Origin of the sequence: Ruegeria arenilitoris (assembly GCF_013030985.1) — a bacterium.
GTDB lineage: Bacteria > Pseudomonadota > Alphaproteobacteria > Rhodobacterales > Rhodobacteraceae > Ruegeria > Ruegeria arenilitoris_B.
Genome location: NZ_WPYP01000010.1, coordinates 72,849 through 92,463 on the forward strand (window position 1 = coordinate 72,849; position 19,615 = coordinate 92,463).

Here is a 19,615-nt window from a genome sequence, read left to right on the forward strand (position 1 = left end):
CTATGCCAATACTCAACCGCAGACTTGGATTTGCACCTTTTCTATTCATTGCCGCCATGTTGTCGGCCTGCACACCCACGCCTGACCTGACAGGGGTTGAGATGTCCTTGTCCAGCGGGTCCGTCGGGGCTGGCGCAAGTGCACCTGCGCCTCGGCTGGCGCAAAGCGCGTTTGGTCAGCGGATCAGGGCTGCTGTCGAAACAAATCCGGATCTGGCGCAAAGCGCAACGAGGCTGGAGATTGCTGCAGCCAACGAGGATGCCGCCAAAGGAGCATTTTTGCCCCGCCTGTCCGTCGGCGTAAACGCACGGTCCGAACGTATCGACTCCGATATCGCCGATGTCACCCCGTACCTGCGTATTTCTCAGTTGGTATACGATGGCGGAGCCGCGTCGAATGATCTGACCGCAGCAAAAGCCCGCGTTTTGCAAAGTCGCGGAGACCAGGTGCAAACCGCTGCCGCCGTCGCGCTGTCGGCAATCGAAGCCTATGTCGTGGTTCTTGACCGGCGAAAAATTCTGGAAATATCGACAAGGAACGTCGCGGTTCATGAAGAATTGGTGCACCAGATCACAGAACGTTCGGAACAGGGTGTGGGGTCGAATGCTGACGTTCTGACGGCGCGCTCTCGGATGGCGGATGCGCAGACGCGGCTGGCGGATGCCAGGGCGCGCCTGGATCGTGCAAACGCCCAATATCGTGAGTTCTTTGGTGCTGCTCCAGGGGCTCTCCCACCGCCTGTCACGGCTCCGAAACTGTCGCGGACCGATTCTCAGATCGTGATGGATAGCCCGCAGGTCAGGCGGGCCGACGCAGCGCTGCTGTCGGCAAAGGCTGAGCAGGCCGCCGCCCTTGCACGCCGCCAGCCGGGCATTGAATTCGCAGCTTTTGCCGACCGGGATGACAGCAACGACGCGAATTTCGGAGTCGATCTGTCTTTCAACTACGAAATCGACAGTACAGGGCAACGACGGGCCGCCATCGCGGCCGCCGAGGCGCAGGTCAAAGAGGCGGAATTTGCGCGGGACTCGGTCATCCGGGACATTCGCCGTGAGCTGGGGTTCGTCCGCTCTGACCAGCAAGCCGGCGCAGTTCGCCTTCAGGCGGCCCGGGTTGCCGTGCAGGCCAACGCCGACAGTGTCACCGCCGCGCGCGAACAGTTTACCATCGGCAGGCGCAGCCTGATCGAGATTCTGGATGCGCAGCGGGATTATGTGAACGCACAGGAAAGACTGATCCTGGCCGAACAAAACTTCTTTCTAACCAACTACGCCGCGCTGAGCCTAACCGGCGACATCTTGGATCTGCTGGGCGTCTCAACGGTGAAATGGGATGAGGGTCTATGACACAGCTTTTGCCAATTTCGCGCGCGCCGTCGCTCTCTGCTCTCGAGGCTTGCCTGTTGCATGTCGCAGCCCAGCTGGACCGCCCTTTGACAGTGGCCGCCCTGCACGCCGCCCAAACCGGCGCATCAGATGAACTTACCCTTCGCGACGCCATTGAGGTGGCGCAAAATACCGGATTGCAGACCGGGTACGGCAAACGCAAGTTGCAGGATTTTGACATGACCTTGTCACCTGCCCTGTTGATTTTGGAGAACAACAAAGCCGTTGTTTTCCATGGTCGCACGCGTGACGGGAGCCTTTTGATTTTCGACCCCGACCTCGGAGATGGGATCGGTGAAGTGTCAGAGGACAAACTGGGCCGCACGTACACCGGATACGCAATCCTGTTTCGCCGCGACCATCGGACCGAGGTCTCGGGCGGTGAGTCCCCCTCGGCCGGTCATTGGTTCTGGTCGGCGATGGCGGCAAACCGATGGTCCTATACGCAAGTGATCCTGGCCGCGGCGCTGGCAAACTTGCTGGGCCTGTCCACATCGATCTTCATCATGGTTGTCTATGACCGCGTATTGCCGAACGAGGCCACGGAATCCTTGATCGCCCTGACTGCCGGTGTTGGCCTCGCCCTGGGGTTTGATTTCCTACTGAAACTCTTGCGCGCCGGATTCATCGACCGCGCCGGACAAAAGGCTGACATGCAGATGGGGCGGCGTGTTTTCGATCAGGTGCTGAACATCCGCATGAAGTCTCGCACCGGGTCAACCGGCGCCATGGCAAGCACTGTGCGAGAGTTTGAAACCCTGCGAGAGTTCTTTACCTCGGCAACGCTGGTTGCATTGGTTGATCTGCCGTTCATTGCCCTGTTCGTCTTTGTCATCCATCTGGTCGGCGGGCCGCTGGCGTTGATCCCTGCCCTTGCGGTTCCGATTGTCTTGCTGGCCGGCGTGGCCGTTCAGCCAATATTGTCGCGCCTGGCCGAAAAAAGCTTCTCCGACGGCCAGTCCAAGCAATCTGTTCTGGTGGAAACCGTTTCGGGGCTTGAGACGATCAAGACCACAGCAGCGGCCAGACCCATGCGAACCCGTTGGGAAAACGCGATCGAGCGTCAATCCTCGCATGGCGCACGCAGCCGTATGGTGACCCAGTTCGCCCTCAACCTGACCGGGTTCACCCAGCAGGCCGCACAGGTTCTGATCGTTTTTTACGGCGTGTTTCTGATCACCGATGGGCAAGCGAGCATGGGGGCGCTGGTTGCCTCGGTGATGCTGACCGGGCGCGCGCTGGCTCCATTGGGACAGCTTGCCCAGACCCTGACCCGCGTCAATCAGGCCCGCAGCGCGTATCGCAACCTGAACGCATTGATGCAGGCCGAGAGTGAACGGCCGCATGGGCGCAGCTGGATTAGCCGAAACAGCTTCGACGGGCGCATCAGTTTCAAGAATGTCCATTTCGCCTACCCGGATCAGGCCGAGGACACATTGGCGGGAGTGTCATTCTCGATCGAACCCGGTGAAAAGGTTGCGATATTGGGGCCGATCGGGTCCGGGAAAAGTACGATCTCGCGCCTGTTGCTTGGGCTTTACGAACCGCGAACCGGTTCTGTCCTCCTGGATAGTGTGGATATTCGCCAGATTGATCCGGGCGACCTGCGCCGCAATGTCGGTTCCGTGTTGCAGGATATCTGGCTGTTTTCCGGGACCGTGCGCGAAAACATCAACAGCGGCACCGTTCGGCCACGTGATCAGGATCTGATCCGCGCAGGAAAAGTGGGCGGAGTGGAAGACTTCGTCGCCCGCCATCCCAACGGCTACGATCTGAAGCTTGCCGAACGTGGCGAGGGCCTGTCCGGCGGGCAACGACAGGCCATCGCGCTGGCCAGAGCCCTGATCGGACGCCCGCCGATACTGCTATTGGATGAACCCACCAGTGCGATGGACGTGAAAACCGAAGCCGAGGTGATCCGGCGCCTCAAACAGGCAACTCAGGACACCACGATGGTCATCGTCACCCATCGCACCAGCCTGTTGGAGTTGGTCGACCGCGTCATTGTAATCGAAGGCGGGCGTGTGGCTGCCGATGGTCCCAAGAGTATGCTCGCTCAACACGCCCGCAAAGCAGGGAGGCATCTGAATGTCGCGGCATCCTGACCTCGCCACCCTCGCGCGCGAGATGCGTGGACGCTCACCGATACGTGGTTCCCTGCTTTTGCTGGTGATCGCCTCATGCCTGATCGCACTGGGCCTTTGGGCACATCTGACCGAGCTGGACGACGTGACCCGGGTGGATGGGCGGATCGTGCCCTCAGCCGACGTTCAGGTGATCGAAGCCACGGAACCCGGTGTTCTGCAATCGCTGGAAATTCGCGAGGGACAGGTGGTCGACAAGGGCATGTTGTTGATGGAGTTCGAGACAACCCAGATCGACAGTCAGTTCAGTCAGGAGCAACAGCGCGCCTTCGGCCTAATGGCGCGAACGCAACGCCTGCAGGCGGAAATCGACGGCACTGACCTGAGTTTTTCATCAGAGTTGATCAAAGGCGCCCCCGAGGTCGTACGATCAGAAGCCGCTTTGTACAAGGGACGGCAATCTGAGTTGCACGCCGAAATCGCCATCCTTGAACGCCAGCGGCAACAAAGGCAGCAGGAATATGAAGAGGGGCTTGTGGACCGGATCACCGCAGACGAAACGCTCAGGCTTTTGGCGGAAGAGCGCGCGATGATGGAGCCCCTGGTGGAAAAACGGATGGAACCCGCAACAACACTTTTGACGCTGCGCCGGGGAGAGGCCGAGTGGGAAGGTCGGAAGACGAGAGCTGTGGCCGCGACCAACAGGCTGAAAACCGGGCTGGACGAAATAGACGACCGTATCCGCGCGACCCGCAGCCGGTTTCGCAGCGCCGCGCTTACCGATCTGGCGATGGCAACCACCGAACTTGCCGCGCTGCAACCGGTCTTGCCCGCGCTGCGGGATCGGGCCGACAGGGCGCAGGTGCGGTCTCCGGTGCGTGGCATCGTCAACCGGGTGCATCGCAGTACAATCGGGGGAATGGCGCGGGGCGGGGAGGAACTGATTGAAATCGTACCCCTGAATGACACGCTGCTTGTCGAAGCCTACGTACGGCCGGAAGACATCGCGTTCCTCCATGCGGGGCAATCCGTCAAGGTCAAGATCACAGCCTATGATTTCGCCAGATACGGCGCGCTGGACGGCCAGATCATGCGGATTGGTGCCGATACGATCACTCGGTCCGAGCGCAATGACGAGGAGGTTTTCGTCGTCAAGATTGAAACCAGCAATGCGATGCTGGATGCCGACGGCATCGCCGTCGAAATCATCCCAGGCATGATTGCCGAGGTTGATATCCTTTCGGGCCGCAAAACGGTTCTGGAATACCTGCTGCAGCCCGTGGTCAAAATCAAGGACAGAGCTTTGCGCGAATAGCATCTTCGACAGCCGGCACACGCCCCGCAAGTGCCGACTGTTCCCCTTTTACGCCAAGACGCTATTGCGGAGAGGTAGCCCCCTCGGCAGTCGGCTGTTTGAACTGGTGGTCGAACAACTGACGGAACACCCCGTCCTTTTCGATCAGCGATTCAAGATTGCCTTCTTCAAGAACTTCGCCGTCCTGAATGACGAAAATCTTGTCCGCCTCAAGCACGGTCGACAACCTGTGGGCGATGACGATCGTCGTTACATTCTCGGTCAGCCTGTCCAGAGCTTTTTTCACAAGCGTCTCGGATTCCGCATCGAGGGCACTGGTCGCCTCGTCCAGCAACAGGATTTCAGACTTGCGCAGAATAGCACGCGCGATGGCAAGCCGCTGTTTTTGCCCGCCGGACAAAAACGCGCCTCTCTCTCCGACCGGGGTATCGTAGCCATATTCCAGCTTGCTGATGAAATCGTGGGCATGGGCGTCACGGGCGGCTTCCATTACCTCTTCGTCAGTAGCGTCGGGCCGCGCATATCGCAGGTTATCCATGACCGAAGCCGAGAACAAAAACGTCTCTTGACCAACATAGGATATCTTTTGCCGCAATGAGGCGAAGGTGACGCCCTGCAGGTCCTGGCCATCAATTTCGACCGCCCCGGAATCGGGATCATAAAACCGCATGATCAGACCGAAGATTGTCGATTTGCCACCACCCGACTGACCAACCAAAGCCGTGGTTTTACCCGCCTCGAAGGTTAGGTTCATATTCGAGATAACCGGGGTATCCCCCTTGTAGCCAAAGGTAAGGTCCTTAAGGCGAATCTCGCCCGGTCCGGGTTCCATTGCTTTGGCGTCCGGGCGTTCACGCATGGGTTCTTCTTCATCCAGAAGTTCGAACATCATACCGATTGGAACAAGTGTCGTCTCAATGACAACGCGCATCCGCGACAATCGTTTCGCGGGCTCATACGCCATCAAAAGGGCCGTAATAAACGACATCAACTGACCTGCAGTCGTTGGCTCACTGTCTCCGAAGCCAATGGCACTGATCACCAGGATGCCCGCAATCGCAAGACCCGCCAAAAACTCCATCAGAGGGCTGGCAACAGACTGCAATTTGGAAATCGAGTTCGCTCTTTCCTCGACCGCCCGAATTGCGCCGTTCATCCGACCGGTCATATGTTTCTCAAGGGCGAAAACCTTGATGATCGTGATGCCTCCGGATGTCTCTTGCAATACCTTGATGATTTCGGACAGGGCCATCAATTCGGACTGCATGATCGCTTTGACGCGCTTCAGCAGCATCCGAACACTCACCAATGCCACCGGGCCGACGACAAAGAACAATACGGACAGCATCGGCTGCTGATAGATCATAACGAAGACAAGACCGACCAAAGTCAGCAGATCGCGCACAAAGCTTGTCACCACGACGTCAACCAGCACTCTGGCCGCTTGCGCACCATTTGTGACCCGCATCAACAGGCCGGAAGATTCGTTTCTGGAGAAAAAGCCGACACCACGCTTGATCAGCTTTTCATACAGGCGTTCCTGCTGAACAGCGATAATACGGTTTCCGGCCCGCGCCAGAAAAACCGCCTGAACGTAAGAAGCGGCTGCTTTGCTGAAAAACAACCCGATTACGGCAAGGGCGACCCATCCAACCTTGGACCGCATTTCCGGTTCAGTCATCGCGTTGACAATGTTCTCCATCATCCACGCGGTTCCTGCAGTTGTCCCGGCAACCACAACCATGGCAGCCATCGCTATCCCGTATAACCAACCCTGGTTTCGAAGACTCTCGCCCAGCAAACGGCCGATATGACTGGATTTCCAATTGGCCCAGGTTTTTTTGATCATTCTATTCTCCAAAACCTTCAGCGGTTCCGATGCCTGATGGCGACATGGCCTTACCCAATTCTCAACCGGCACCATGGCGGCGACGGTCGGGCGCGGTGCTGTTAGTTATGCGCGACTGCGCCAAGAATCCATAGGCAGCGCGCAGATATTGAGGCTGATGTGTCTAAGCAGACATCAAGTGCAGTCTTTTCGGCTTGGTTCGCACATAACGATATGTAATTCCTAGTCTTTTTATTTGCCGTGACAACAATGTCAATCTCGCCGCAAGACATTGATCGGCGTTTTACCGCCACTCAACATCCCCCAGAAAAATATATCCTGCGCCATAGATGGTCTTGATAAGGCGCGGATTTTTGGGATCTTCGCCCAGTTTCGTCCGCAGCCGGGATATCCGTACATCCATCGCCCGGTCGAAACTGTCGCCTGCGGCACCACCCAATGCTTCCTGCATCTGGGCCCGGCTGATCAGGCGTTTGGGGCTTTCCAGAAACAACCGCAAAACCTCGCCTTCCGCATGGCTGAACGGTGTTTCCGTTCCGCTGCCATCCTCCAGAATGTAGCGATCAAAATGCGCGGTCCAGCCGTTGAAACGCGCCACATCCGATTGCGACGCCTGCGTGCGTGGGGACCGCAACCTTGCCCGGATGCGGGCCACGACCTCGGCCGGGTCGAACGGTTTGGTGATATAGTCATCGGCCCCAAGCTCCAGCCCGGTGACGCGATCCTGCACCTGGGCTCGACCCGAGATGATGATCACCGCCGCCCCTTGCTCCAGCGCCAGCCGGTGAACAAGCGCCAGGCCATCAGTGTCAGGCAAGGACAAATCGACCAGGCAAACATCCGGCGTCACGCGCTTCAACGCAGCTTCGAACTCCCGAGCGCGGGCAAAGCTCTGGGTGCGAAAGCCCGCCTCTTCCAGCGCGTCGGTCAGAACACGCCGGATTTCGGGCTCATCATCGACAATGGTGACCAGTGGTTGTGTCATCAGGCGGCCTCGGTTCGGATCAGGGCGGACAGTTGCGCCCGGGTAAACGGCTTGCTCAGCACCGGTGCCAGCGTCAGCGCCTGCCGGTGGAGTGGATCGGAATAGGGCAAAGAGGTCATAAGAATACAAGGCAACGCAGGCTTAAGCTGTGCCAGCAAATCCAGCCCGGTCCCCTGCCCTTCCAGCCGAATATCCGACAGGACAAACGCGATGTCATCAATATCCGCCGTCAGCGCCAGCGCTTCATCGACCGAGGTCGCCTCGATCACCGAGAACCCGAGCTCGACCAACATATCCCGAAACTGCCCGCGCAGCTCGTCATTATCTTCGACCAGAAGGACAAGGCCCTCCTGTTTCGGTGGGGCGGGGCGATAGGGCAAACGCATGGCCACAGTCGCGCCAGATGGGGTATTGCGCAGATTCAGATCTCCACCCGCAAGTTTCACGGTGTCATAGACCATGGGCAGCCCCAGCCCGGACCCCTTACTGCCTTTGGTGGTAAAGAACGGGTTCAGAGCCTTCTCCAAACCTTCTTCGGAAAAGCCTGATCCGGTATCCGAGACCGCGATTTCGATCCAGATGTCGCCGATCTTATGCGCACTGATGGTGATCTGACCGAACCCGCCGCAGGCATCGCGTGCGTTCAGGACCAGATTCAGAAGCGCGTCCTGAACCATGCCCGGGTCCAGCATCAGTGCCTCGTCGGGCAAAGTGTTGACCACCGACAGCCCCACGCCACGCGGCAAGGAGGGCGAGGCCAGAACGCGCAGATCCTCCAGCAGACCACGCATATCGGTCGCTTTCGGCTGAAAGGTACGGTTGCCGGTCATGTCCGCGATCCGGTTCAGCAACTGCCCGCCCCGCCGGGCGGTTTGCTGGGTTGCATCCACCAGCTCCCGAGCCTCGCCGGGCAGGTCCATCTTTTCCAGCCGCGACTGCATTCCCAGAATGATCGTCAACAGGTTTGAAAAATCATGCGCCAGCCCGCTGGTCATCTGCGCCGCCATCGCCCGGCGTCGGGTCTGTTGCAGGGCAACGCGCGCCTGAGTTTCCTCGGTGATGTCGACCGACATCACATAGACACCACCTTCACCATCCGGAGAAAACGACACGCGGATACGGCGGGAATCCTGATCCTCGGTAAACTCGAACACCGAGGCTTCGCCGCCATAGGCCTTTTTCAGATGGGGCTCGACGCGCGGAAAGGCCGCAGGCCCCAAAGCCTTGGAAATATGCATACCCAGAATTTCCGACGGGCGGCCCGGCATGACCGAGCTGAGCCGACGGTTTGAATAATCGTACCGCCCGTCCGGATCCAGATGCGCAATATGGGCCGGCATCATCTCGGTCGTCATGCGCGTGCGGGCTTCGATCTCGGTCAGCTGGCGTTTGGCCTCTTCGAGTGCGGCATTGGTGGCGGCCAGTTTTCGGTTGGTCGCCGAAAGCTCTTCGGCACGGTCCAGCAACTGGCCCGACAACTCCTCGGACCGGGCGCGCAACAGGGCCTCGGCCTGTTTGGTGTCGGTGATATCGGTGTAAACCGAAACCCAACCGCCTTTGGGCAGAGGTGCCCCTTCGACCGAAATCACCCGACCATTGGCGCGTACACGTTCCATGTAATGCGGTTCAAAGGTCAGCGCCTGTTGAACCCGCAACTCGACGGTGGCTTCGACATCCGCACCCGTACCATATTCACCACGCGCTGCCAGATAGCGGATCGTGTCCCGGAACTGCGCCCCGGGTCGGACCAGTTCATCCGGCAAATCGAACATCACCTGGAACGGCCGGTTGCTGACAACCAACCGCAACTGGCTGTCATAAATCGACAACGCCTGCCCAATCAGATTCAGACCGGCGGTTGTCATTTCTTTTATGTGCTTTTCGGTAATGTCCAAATTCGCCCTCCCCGTAGCACATGCGTAACATCGGATCTGTCACAGGTGTAGAGGGCACGGACGCGACAGATTGGGTCAGTACCGCGGTTTGGTCTTTGCTCCGTCCGGTGTCAGGGAACACAGCGACAGCGTATGATCCATGTTGCGCATCCGGTGCCGCAACATCATCCGGCCCAGACGTGCCAGATCCGCCGCATAGTCGGGATTTTCGGCAACGTTCTCCATTTCGCCTTTACCCTGATAATCAAACAAAAGCGGTGGCAGTTCGGCGGCGAATTCGACCAGAGTGTACCGGTCGTCCCGCAAGATTCCCAGGCACGAGTCGCTGTTGCCCGTACCCAGCTGCTGTTGCCACAAGCTGGGGTTTTCGGGGGCCGAGAAATCCAGTTCGCTGAACGAATAGCTGCGCCAATCCTCCGGGACCTCTCCTTGCAGCAACGGCATCAGGGATCGCCCGTCCATCGTGTTTGGAATCGACTGCCCGACCCAGTCAAGTATCGTCGGAGTGATGTCGATGGACTCTGTCGGCACCGTCACCACGGTTCCCGCCTGATCCTGATTGCCGGGCATCCGGATGATCAGCGGTGTGTGATAGGCCGCATCATAGACCGTCATCTTGCCCCAGGTGTGACGGTCGCCCAACATCTCTCCGTGGTCGGCGGTGATCACCACAAGGGTATCGTCATATTGGCCGCTGTCCTTGAGGAACTGGATGACACGGCCGACATGGTGATCGACCTCGGTCGCCAGTCCCAGATAGACCGCGCGCAGCGTCCGGGCGTTTTCGGGCGTTGGGTCCAAGGTATCAAACCCTTCGACGAAATCTTTGGCCGACTGCTTTTCCATCGCGGGACCAAAGAAGGGATGCATTGCGCTTTCGTCGGCTACATCTGCAAACCCTGCCGGCAGGGGCAACGCATCCGGATCGTACATATCATTGTAGGGGGCCGGGGCGACCAGAGGCGGGTGTGGCCGGATATAGGTCAGATGCGCAAACCAGTTCTGGTCCTTGTACGGCGCAATGCTGCTGAGGAACGCATCGGTCAGAAAGGCGGTGTCGCTGTCCTCGGCCCGATATAGGGCAGGATCGTTCAGGCGCGGCGCACCACCGTTTGGCGAAACCGGCTTGTAGACGTCCCAGTATTTTTCGAACTCGTACCCCTTCTGCATCAGATACGACTGCCAAGGATAGGACTCTTCCAACCGCATTTCGATGACTTCGTGAAATCCGGCCATAGGGTTCTCATAGGACGTCAGGATCGGATCGCCCGGATCAAAGACACGCGGATCGGCTGACGTGTCGGTATAGCCGAATAGCATGGGCAGATAACCGGCCTTACGGATCTCGGTCGCGATATTCGGAGTGTCGTGCCGCAAAGGGGTGCCGTTGCGAATTGACCGGTGGTTCATCGCATACTGACCCGTCAGGATCGAGGCGCGCGACGGGCCGCAGGGATTGGTCACCGAAAAGTGTCGATCAAAGGTCACGGCCTCATCCATGAACGCACGCAGGTTTGGCAGATCGACATGGGCCGCAAGGGCCCCGTTCAGGCAATCCACCCGCAACTGGTCGATGATGATGAACAGGACATTTCCGGGTTTCTGCATTTGGCCTAACCTGATTCCACCGTGGCATTTCAGCTGTGATCATTGGCGCGGTTCGGGCGGTCCGGCAACAACTTCCTGACCTTGGGTTTTGATCAGGCATAAAAAACTGAACTTAAACGAAAAGCAGGGTTGATTCACGCAATCGGCCGCACCGACGCCGGGTCGCTCCTAAATTGTCACACTGCTGCTATTGCAGGACGACAATTCCCGGCGGCGCGCAGAAATCCGTTGCAGCCCAACACGGTTTCACATCACATATCGCCATGACCCAGCCGATGATACATCCGGACCATGACGCCGACGGCGTCTGCCTGCGTGTTTCGGGAGAAATGCTGACCCAGTCTCTGGAAAAAGTGGAACAGGCATTCGCGACGATAAAACCGCAGGGTGGAAATGTCATATTTGATCTGACCAAGGTCGAGGCACTGGATACCGGCGGGGCTTGGCTGATTGCTGACCTGGCGCGGCGGGAGCGCGCCGCCGGGGCCGAGGTCCGGTTCGAAGGGCTGAACCCTGCCCATTCCGCCCTGCTCGAGACCGTGGCCGAAAACATACCCGACGATCCGGGGACCGAGGCCGAGCGCCGCAGCTTTGCCGATTGGGTCGCCAGCATTGGCGAAAGTACGGTCGGGGCGTGGAAAGATACGCTGTCGATGCTGGGGTTTCTGGGCCTGACGCTGCATCGTCTGGTCCGAACTATCGTCATGCCGTGGCGACTGCGCCGGGCGGCGCTGGTGTCACAGATGGAAGAGGTCGGGTTCAAGGCGATCCCGATTGTGGCCCTGATGGGGTTCCTGATTGGCGTGGTTCTGGCCTTTCAGGGCGCCACCCAGCTGAAACAGTTCGGGGCCGAGATTTTTGTGGTCGAGCTGATCTCGATCTCGGTGCTGCGTGAGCTGGGGATCCTGTTGACAGCCATCATTGTTGCGGGCCGGTCCGGGTCGGCCTTCACCGCGTCGATCGGATCGATGAAAGTGCAGGAAGAGATCGATGCCATGCGCACGCTGGGACTGGACCCGATCGAGGTGCTGGTCATCCCGCGGGTCGTAGCGTTGCTGATCATGCTGCCCATACTTGGCTTTATTTCCGATATGGCGGCCCTTTTTGGTGGCGGCTTGATGAGCTGGATCGACCTGGACATCAGCCCCGGCATGTTCGTGACCCGCTTGAAGGAAAGCACCGGTATCTGGCACTTTGCCGTCGGCATGATCAAAGCCCCGTTCTTTGCGCTGGTGATCGGTGTGATCGCCTGCTGGCAGGCGATGCAGGTCAAGGGATCGGCCCAGAGCGTCGGCCAGAGAACGACAGCATCGGTGGTTCAAGCCATCTTCATGGTGATCGCGCTGGACGCGCTGTTCTCGATCTTCTTCTCGGCGTTGGATGTCTGACATGGACGGAACCGTGCTGGAACAGACCTCAGATACCAACGCCCAGCGTGAAGCGGTGATCCGCGTGCGCAACCTGACCAACCGGTTCGGACCGCAAGTCGTGCACGATAACCTCAATCTGGATGTTTGGCGCGGTGAGGTGCTGGGCATCGTCGGTGGTTCGGGCACCGGTAAGTCTGTACTGCTGCGAACGATTGTCGGGCTGAACAAACCCGCCTCTGGCAGTATCGAGGTGCTGGGTGTCGATGTTCTGAACGGCCCTGAACAGGAACGCAGGCGCATCGAAAAACGCTGGGGCGTTGCATTTCAGGACGGCGCGCTGTTTTCCTCGCTGACCGTTCTGCAGAACGTCATGGCACCGCTGCGCGAACATACCGGGATCAGCGAAAAGCTGATGCAGGCCCTGGGAAGCCTGAAGATCAGTCTTGTTGGATTGCCGCAACTGAGCTGCGGCAAGTTCCCTGCGGAACTGTCCGGCGGGATGCGCAAACGCGCAGCCCTCGCCCGCGCGCTGGCGCTGGACCCCGAGATCGTGTTTCTGGACGAACCCACCGCAGGATTGGATCCGATCGGGGCTGCGGCCTATGACGAACTGATCGGTGAATTGCAGCACGCGCTGGGGCTGACGGTGTTCATGGTCACACATGATCTGGATAGTCTTTATGCGATTTGCGACCGCATCGCGGTTCTTGCGGAAAAACGCGTTCTGGTTGAAGGACCGATTGAAGAAATGACCAAAGTCGATCATCCTTGGGTGCAGGAATACTTCACCGGCCCCCGGGCGCGCGCGGCGCAAGAGAAGGGGCAGGACAGGTAGAGGCCATGGAAACCCGAGCGAATTACATCCTGATCGGCGCCTTCACCCTTGCGGGTATTCTGGGGGCGTTCGGCTTTTTCCTCTGGCTCGCCAAATTCGAAGTGTCACGGCAATACGCCTATTACGACGTGCTGTTCGACAATGTCTCGGGCCTGTCAGCAGCGGGCGGTGTGAGCTTTAACGGCTTGCCGGTCGGACAGGTAATTTCGCTGCAACTGGATGATGACGATCCGTCCAAGGTGCGGGTCAAGCTTGAGGTCGACGCTGATATCCCCGTGACCGAGGATACGATTGCACAACTGCAATCTCTGGGCGTGACAGGGGTCAGTTATGTCGAACTGACCGGAGGATCGGCCAGCGGCACGAGGCTGCCACAAAACAGCGTGATTAAAAGCAAACGCAGTGCAATCCAATCGCTGTTCGAAGGCGCACCGAAAGTGCTGGATGAGGCCGTCACGCTACTGGAAAACCTCAATGCGGTGGTCGATGACAAGAACCGTAAATCGGTCAGCGACATCCTCGAAAATGTCGCTTCGGCATCGGGGCGGTTGGACAAGACCCTGTCGGATTTCGAAAGCCTGTCTTCTGATCTGGGCGGGGCGGCAAAGAAACTCGCTGACTTTACCAACCAACTTGATCCGCTGATTGAAAAAGCCGAAACAACCCTGACGGCTGGCACGGACACATTGGAAAGCATAAAAACCGCGTCTGCATCCGCGACCGCCACCCTGGACAGCGCCAAGACGGCCATCGAAAACACCGACCGCGTCATTCAGCAAGATATCCGCCCGCTGATCGAACGAGCGACAACCCTGGCCGAAAACCTGAACGGCCTTTCGGGTGAGGCTGACATTGCTCTGGCGACAATCTCGGAAACATTCCTGAACGCCAACAAGACCTTGGGGTCGATCACCGGCGCAATGGAGACCGCAAAAGGCACCCTGACCTCGGCCGAGCGCGCCTTTGACTCGGCCAACAAAGTCATAAACGAAGATGTCGGTGTCGTGATGGACGACATCCGCACGGCGGCGAACGAAGTGTCCTCGACCGTGAAAAACGTCACCGAACGGCTGGATGATATCTCGGCCGATATTCTCAGCGCATCCAATTCCGCCTCGGAGTTGTTGGGCACCATTGACGGCATCGTACAGGACAACCGCCGCCACCTGTCCGATTTCCTGCGGGTCGGCCTGCCCCAATTCACACGTTTTGTCGAAGAGTCACAGCGGCTGGTCATCAGTCTGGACCGGCTTGTGGACAAGGTCGAACGTGACCCCGCGCGCTTCCTACTTGGAACCCAGGCATCGGAGTTTCGCCAATGATCAGGCTTTTTCTTGTGGTTCTTGCCCTAGTGTCGCTGGGGGGCTGCACGGGTTTGGGGACGCTGCGACAGGCCTCAAAGCCGAACGACTTGTACCTGCTAACGCCCAAAAGCACGTTCTCTTCGTCGCTGCCGCGCGTTCAAAGGCAAATCGTGGTGCAGGAACCAACAGCCACTGCAGCGGTCAATACGGATCAGATCGCAATCCAGCCCACGCCGTTGCAGGTTCAATACTTGCCACGTGCCCGCTGGGTGGATCGGGCTCCGCTGATCGTTCAGGCGTTGCTGGTCGAAAGTTATGAAAACAGCGGCAAGGTCGCCGCCGTTGGCCGATCAACCGTTGGATTGCGCGCCGACTATGTCATCGTTCCTGACCTGCGGGAATTTCAGGGAATGGTGATCAGCGATGTTGAGGGTAACCAAACCATCCGGGTCGAAGTTCGCATCAACATCAAGATCATTGACGAGTTCGAGGACAAGATCATCGCCTCGAATTCCTTTCGCGAGTTCGTAATCGCGGCAAGCGACCAGACCCCGGATCTGGTCAAGGCTTTTGACGAGGCACTTGGCAAGACCATGCGGGACGCAGTGGAATGGAGTGTACGTAAAATCCACACCCACGCCGCCAACAATCCGCATCAAGATTGACGCAAGGAAAAAAGGGGCGCTGCTGAAAAACAACGCCCCAAGGTCAGTTTACTGCGACAGCGTTTCGGCCAGACGCATCAGGGTCACGGCTTCGGCCCGATAGCCGAACGGGTCCTCGCCCTTGGCCCCGTTGGCAAGCACAATCGCATCCTCATAAGACCAGCCGCCCAGGTATTCCCCACCACGCAGCAACTGGCCAAACCCTGCGATGGCATATGAGAACTGGGCATCCCCGGTCGCCTGCCCCTGCCCCGACAGGATCGGTTCCTCGATCAACTGGCTTTCGGTTTCACCGGGCAGTTTGTAGCGCATTTTGAAGAACCCGATCTCGTCGGACCCATCGGATACCGGTTGTTCTGCGTAACGTAACGGACCATTCCGGATGGCATCCGAGCCCACAGGCGTTACCTCGTAGATCGCCGTCACCGTATGGCCAGCGCCGATGTCGCCTGCATCCACCTTGTCGTTCGAGAAATCCTCGCGCCGCAGGGCACGGGTTTCATATCCGATCAGGCGGTACTCGGCGATTTGCGCCGGGTTGAATTCGACCTGAATCTTGACGTCATTGGCAATCGGGAACAGGGCGCCGGTCAACTGATCGACCAGCACTTTGCGCGCCTCGCCCAGCGTATCGATATAGGCCGCCTGCCCGTTCCCGTTCTGCGCCAATGCCTGCATGGTCGCGTCGTCCAGATTGCCCCGGCCAAAGCCCAGAACACTCAGGAAGGTGCCGCTGTCGCGTTTGCGGGCAATGAAGTCTTTCAGGGCATCGGGATCCGACAGGCCAACATTGAAATCGCCATCGGTGGCCAGAATGATGCGAGATACCTCTCCGTCCTCGGCCATGCCTTCCGCCACCTGATAGGCCTGCTGCAACCCGGCCTGACCAGCGGTCGAGCCCCCGGCCTCCAACCGATCCAGCGCGGTCAGGATTTTGGTTTTCTCCGACACCGCCGTCGGCTCCAGTACCTGCCCGGCGCTGCCCGCGTAGGTGACGATCGAGACCTGGTCCTCGGGCCGCAATTCCGACAGCAACAGGCGGAAGGACTGTTTCAGCAATGGCAGTTTGTTCGCATCCTGCATCGACCCGGAGGTGTCGATCAGAAAGACGAGGTTCAGTGGCGGGCGATCCTCGATCTGCGGAAGCGCTCCCTGAATGCCGATATGAACCAGCTGCGTGCCGTCGTTCCATGGCGTCGGCGAGACGGTTATGGTCGGTCGGAACGGCGCATCCCCTTCGGGCGCGGGATAGCTGTAGGGGAAATAGTTCACCATCTCTTCCACCCGCACCGCTTCTTTCGGCGGCAATTGGCCGCGCAGCAACGAGGACCGGACAATCGAGTATGAGGCCGTATCGACGTCAATCGAAAAGGTCGATACCGGGTCCTCTGACGTGACTTTCAGCGGGTTGGTTTCGGCATTGGCAAAAGCTTCGGTGTTCTGCTCTGGTGCGAGACGAAGCCCGTCCGGCCCCGGCAGCGGCGCTATCGAGGCCGCGCCTTCGTACAATCCGTCACTTGCCACGCCAAAATCCGCAGTGGCACCCAAGCCATTCATCTGCCTTTTGCTCAGCTCACGGACACGCGGTGCTGGCGCAACGGGTTCTTCGATCACCACGGGTGCTTCATAAACTGGTTCCGCAGGGGCATCCTGCAACAGGCTGTTATCAACCTCCACCTCCTGATCAGCTTCCGCCGTTTGAACAGGTGTCTCGGCACGGCGGTTTTCACTCCAGGAAGAGGGGTTCACTACATAGTCCCGCGTCTGCGGCACGATCATCACCAGCGCTACGGCGGCGATTGCGGTTGTCGCGGTCAAAGCACCGCGATGCGAGAGGGCATTCAACATGGATTTCGCTCCTTCTGTCACGCGGGCCATCAGGCCTCGCTTGACAGTCGGACGCATGGCGTCGCGCGATCCTTGGGCACCCGTAAAAATTTTTTGCGCCTGCTCCAGGTTTTTCGCCCGCCGCTGCGCATCCGCCGCAGGGGTGACGGCATCCATCAGCGTTTTGAGGTCTTCAAGATCGTCTGTCATGGGGCCAGCTCCTCTTGCCGCAGGGCGCGCAGGCGCTTGCGTATATCCGACATGCGCCAGGACACCGTGCCCTCGGACACGCCCAGCACTTCGGCGGCTTCGGCATGGGTCATTTCGTCTTCCAGCGTCAGGGCCAGCGTGTCCTGCAAATCCTGCGGCAGCGACCGCATAGCCCGTTGCAGCCAATCGACGGCCTCGGCGGTTTCCGCAGCCTCGGCGCGGCGCATCTGTTCGACATCGCCCCACCCCACTGCGGCGCGGCTGTGGCTGGCTTGACGGCGGCGTGCGTCTTCGGCGGCGTTGACGACAACCCGGTACAGCCAGGTGGTGAACTTGGCCTGCGCCCGGAAACCGGCAATCTTGGCCGGTAAGGCCGCGCAGATATCCTGCGTCAGGTCTTCGGCCTGATCGGCCCGCCCGGTAAGGCGAAAGGACAGGCGGAAAACCCGGTCGTAATGCCGCGCCAAAAGGGAGGCAAACGCGTCAGCGTCCCCTTTTGCAGCGGCTTTGGCCAGATCCTCATCCGATGTTGTCATGCGCATCACGATGGGTAAGACGGATCGCAAAGGTCAATCCTTGGCGGTAGGGCAAAAAAATTAGAAATGATCCGCTGAGGCCATATTCCAATCCGCCGCGAATCCATCCGGGATCGAGTCCGTCAGCAAGATGCCGTCGTCGATGAACGTATAAAGGTCGGCGTAGGACCTTTCCCTCTCATCCGCCGTTCGGCGGCGGATATCGCCCGGTCGCAGGTCCGAGACCTTGTCCTTGCCCATCGCACCCAGAAGCTCTCGAAAGCTCTCGAGCGTGGCGTCGTGAAAGCGGTGCACTCGTTTGCGTTTTTGCGGCACACGCACGGCCCGTCCACGGACCGGGTCCTGCGTCGCCACGCCCGAAGGGCAGCGGTTGGTGTTGCAGTGCAGCGCCTGAATGCAACCCACCGCAAACATCATCGCCCGCGCCGCGTTGCACATATCGGCCCCAAGCGCGAATTTCTCGACCAGATCATAGCCCGTGGCCACCTTGCCCGAGCAGATGATCCGGATCTTGTCGCGCAATCCCACGCCACGCAGACAGTTGTTGACGAAAATCAGTGCCTCGTTCAGTGGCATACCCAGACGGTTGGTGAATTCGACCGGGGCCGCGCCGGTGCCTCCCTCGGCCCCGTCGATGGTGATGAAATCGGGCAGGATGCCGGTTTCCAGCATTGCCTTGCAGATTGCCATGAACTCGGACGGTCTGCCGATACACAGCTTGAACCCGATGGGCTTGCCGTCCGACATCTCTCGCAGGTGTTGGACGAAATGCAGCAAGCCGGTCGGCCCCTCAAAGGCCGAGTGTATGGGCGGAGAGATAACATCCTGATGCTCGGGCACACCACGAATTTCCGCGATTTCCTTATCCACTTTGGCTGCGGGCAGGACCCCTCCATGAGAGGGTTTTGCACCTTGAGACAGTTTGATCTCAATCGCTTTGACCACGTCCTTCTTGGCCTTTTCAGCGAACAGGTCCTTGTCGAACCCCCCTTCCGGCGTGCGGCAGCCGAAATACCCGGTGCCGATCTGCCAGATGATATCACCACCCTCGGCTAGGTGATGCGGGGACAGACCGCCCTCGCCCGTGTTATGCGCAAAACCGCCGTCCTTGGCCCCGCCATTCAGTGCCCGGATCGCATTGGCGCTGAGCGCGCCGAAGCTCATGGCCGACACGTTCAGACGCGAGGCGCTGTAGGGTTTGGAGCATTGAGGGCCGCCCAGCATGATCCGCTCTTCGCTTTCCGGAACCTCCTTGGGCGCAAGCGAATGATTGGCCCGGTGGTAGCCCACGGTCAGGATGTCGTACTGGGTGCCAAAGGCCTGCGTATCCACCTGCCCTTTGGCGCGGGAATAAACCAGGCTGCGAATGATCCGGTTGTAAGGACGCCCGCTTTCGTTGGTCTCTACGAAATACTGACGGATTTCCGGGCTGACGAATTCCAGCATATACCGAAAATGGCCCAGAACCGGGTAGTTGTTCAGCACGTTGTGCTTGGTGGTCAGCATGTCATACAGGCCAACCACTGCATAGGGGATCAGGATCACCAGAAGCCAATGGGCCGGCGGCCAGAAAAATCCCCAAAGCAAAGTCAGAGGGAGGCACACGTAGCTCAGGATGTAATAGAGTCTGCGTACAATCATTTCGTGCTCTCCCAAAGTGCTGTCAAACCAAACGTGTAGCAACCGTGGATCAAATCGGCATTTGATTGCAAGCGTTTGCGCCACGGGCTCACGCGATCCGGCGGGA

General features: G+C 59.0%; 14 protein-coding genes. 7 read left to right on the forward strand and 7 right to left on the reverse strand.

Annotated features, from left to right (window positions below):
• Positions 1-2: 2 nt before the first annotated feature.
• From GOX88_RS18645 to GOX88_RS18655, 3 genes are read left to right on the forward strand one after another with little or no spacing between them, the layout of a single operon-like run.
• Positions 3-1,346, forward strand: a complete 1,344-nt coding sequence (locus GOX88_RS18645; RefSeq protein ID WP_170405301.1) for a TolC family protein — start codon at positions 3-5, stop codon at positions 1,344-1,346.
• Positions 1,343-3,490 (forward strand): type I secretion system permease/ATPase, encoded by a 2,148-nt coding sequence (locus GOX88_RS18650; protein WP_170405304.1) that lies wholly within the window; start codon positions 1,343-1,345, stop codon positions 3,488-3,490. Before GOX88_RS18645 ends, GOX88_RS18650 begins: the two co-directional genes overlap by 4 nt.
• Positions 3,474-4,784 (forward strand): HlyD family type I secretion periplasmic adaptor subunit, encoded by a 1,311-nt coding sequence (locus GOX88_RS18655; RefSeq protein WP_170405307.1) that lies wholly within the window; start codon positions 3,474-3,476, stop codon positions 4,782-4,784. Before GOX88_RS18650 ends, GOX88_RS18655 begins: the two co-directional genes overlap by 17 nt.
• Before the next feature lie 61 nt (positions 4,785-4,845).
• Here the strand turns inward: GOX88_RS18655 and GOX88_RS18660 are convergent, their stop codons facing one another.
• The 4 genes from GOX88_RS18660 to GOX88_RS18675 form a co-directional block, all read right to left on the reverse strand.
• Positions 4,846-6,633, reverse strand: coding sequence for an ABC transporter ATP-binding protein (locus tag GOX88_RS18660; RefSeq protein ID WP_170405312.1), 1,788 nt, complete (start codon positions 6,631-6,633; stop codon positions 4,846-4,848).
• A 283-nt stretch (positions 6,634-6,916) separates the two neighbouring features.
• Entirely contained in the window at positions 6,917-7,618 is a 702-nt protein-coding gene (locus GOX88_RS18665; protein WP_170405315.1) for a response regulator transcription factor, read from the reverse strand.
• On the reverse strand, positions 7,618-9,483 hold the full coding sequence (locus GOX88_RS18670; protein WP_437436434.1) for a hybrid sensor histidine kinase/response regulator: 1,866 nt from the start codon (positions 9,481-9,483) through the stop codon (positions 7,618-7,620). Before GOX88_RS18670 ends, GOX88_RS18665 begins: the two co-directional genes overlap by 1 nt.
• A 105-nt stretch (positions 9,484-9,588) precedes the next feature.
• A complete protein-coding gene (locus GOX88_RS18675) occupies positions 9,589-11,121 on the reverse strand; it encodes an alkaline phosphatase family protein (RefSeq protein WP_170405321.1) in 1,533 nt (510 codons plus the stop codon).
• Between the two features lie 275 nt (positions 11,122-11,396).
• Here GOX88_RS18675 and GOX88_RS18680 point away from each other — a divergent pair, with 275 nt between their 5' ends.
• The 4 genes from GOX88_RS18680 to GOX88_RS18695 are packed head-to-tail and all read left to right on the forward strand — an operon-like array spanning position 11,397 to position 15,295.
• On the forward strand, positions 11,397-12,509 hold the full coding sequence (locus GOX88_RS18680) for an ABC transporter permease (RefSeq protein WP_254443361.1): 1,113 nt from the start codon (positions 11,397-11,399) through the stop codon (positions 12,507-12,509).
• A gap of 1 nt (position 12,510) precedes the next feature.
• Complete coding sequence (locus GOX88_RS18685; RefSeq protein ID WP_170405328.1) at positions 12,511-13,326, forward strand: ABC transporter ATP-binding protein; 816 nt, start codon at positions 12,511-12,513, stop codon at positions 13,324-13,326.
• A 5-nt stretch (positions 13,327-13,331) separates the two neighbouring features.
• The gene (locus GOX88_RS18690) at positions 13,332-14,648 is read left to right on the forward strand and encodes an MlaD family protein (protein ID WP_170405332.1); all 1,317 of its coding nucleotides are present in this window, start codon (positions 13,332-13,334) and stop codon (positions 14,646-14,648) included.
• A complete protein-coding gene (locus tag GOX88_RS18695; protein WP_170405334.1) occupies positions 14,645-15,295 on the forward strand; it encodes an ABC-type transport auxiliary lipoprotein family protein in 651 nt (216 codons plus the stop codon). The genes GOX88_RS18690 and GOX88_RS18695 overlap by 4 nt, the downstream gene beginning before the upstream one ends.
• A gap of 48 nt (positions 15,296-15,343) precedes the next feature.
• Here the strand turns inward: GOX88_RS18695 and GOX88_RS18700 are convergent, their stop codons facing one another.
• Genes GOX88_RS18700 through GOX88_RS18710 form a run of 3 tightly spaced genes read right to left on the reverse strand, consistent with a single transcriptional unit; the run spans position 15,344 to position 19,509 of the window.
• Positions 15,344-17,332 (reverse strand): vWA domain-containing protein, encoded by a 1,989-nt coding sequence (locus GOX88_RS18700; RefSeq protein WP_170405337.1) that lies wholly within the window; start codon positions 17,330-17,332, stop codon positions 15,344-15,346.
• The gene (locus tag GOX88_RS18705; protein WP_170405564.1) at positions 17,329-17,868 is read right to left on the reverse strand and encodes an RNA polymerase sigma factor; all 540 of its coding nucleotides are present in this window, start codon (positions 17,866-17,868) and stop codon (positions 17,329-17,331) included. The genes GOX88_RS18700 and GOX88_RS18705 overlap by 4 nt, the downstream gene beginning before the upstream one ends.
• Positions 17,869-17,928: 60 nt before the next feature.
• Entirely contained in the window at positions 17,929-19,509 is a 1,581-nt protein-coding gene (locus GOX88_RS18710) for an FMN-binding glutamate synthase family protein (protein ID WP_170405342.1), read from the reverse strand.
• Positions 19,510-19,615 lie beyond the last annotated feature (106 nt).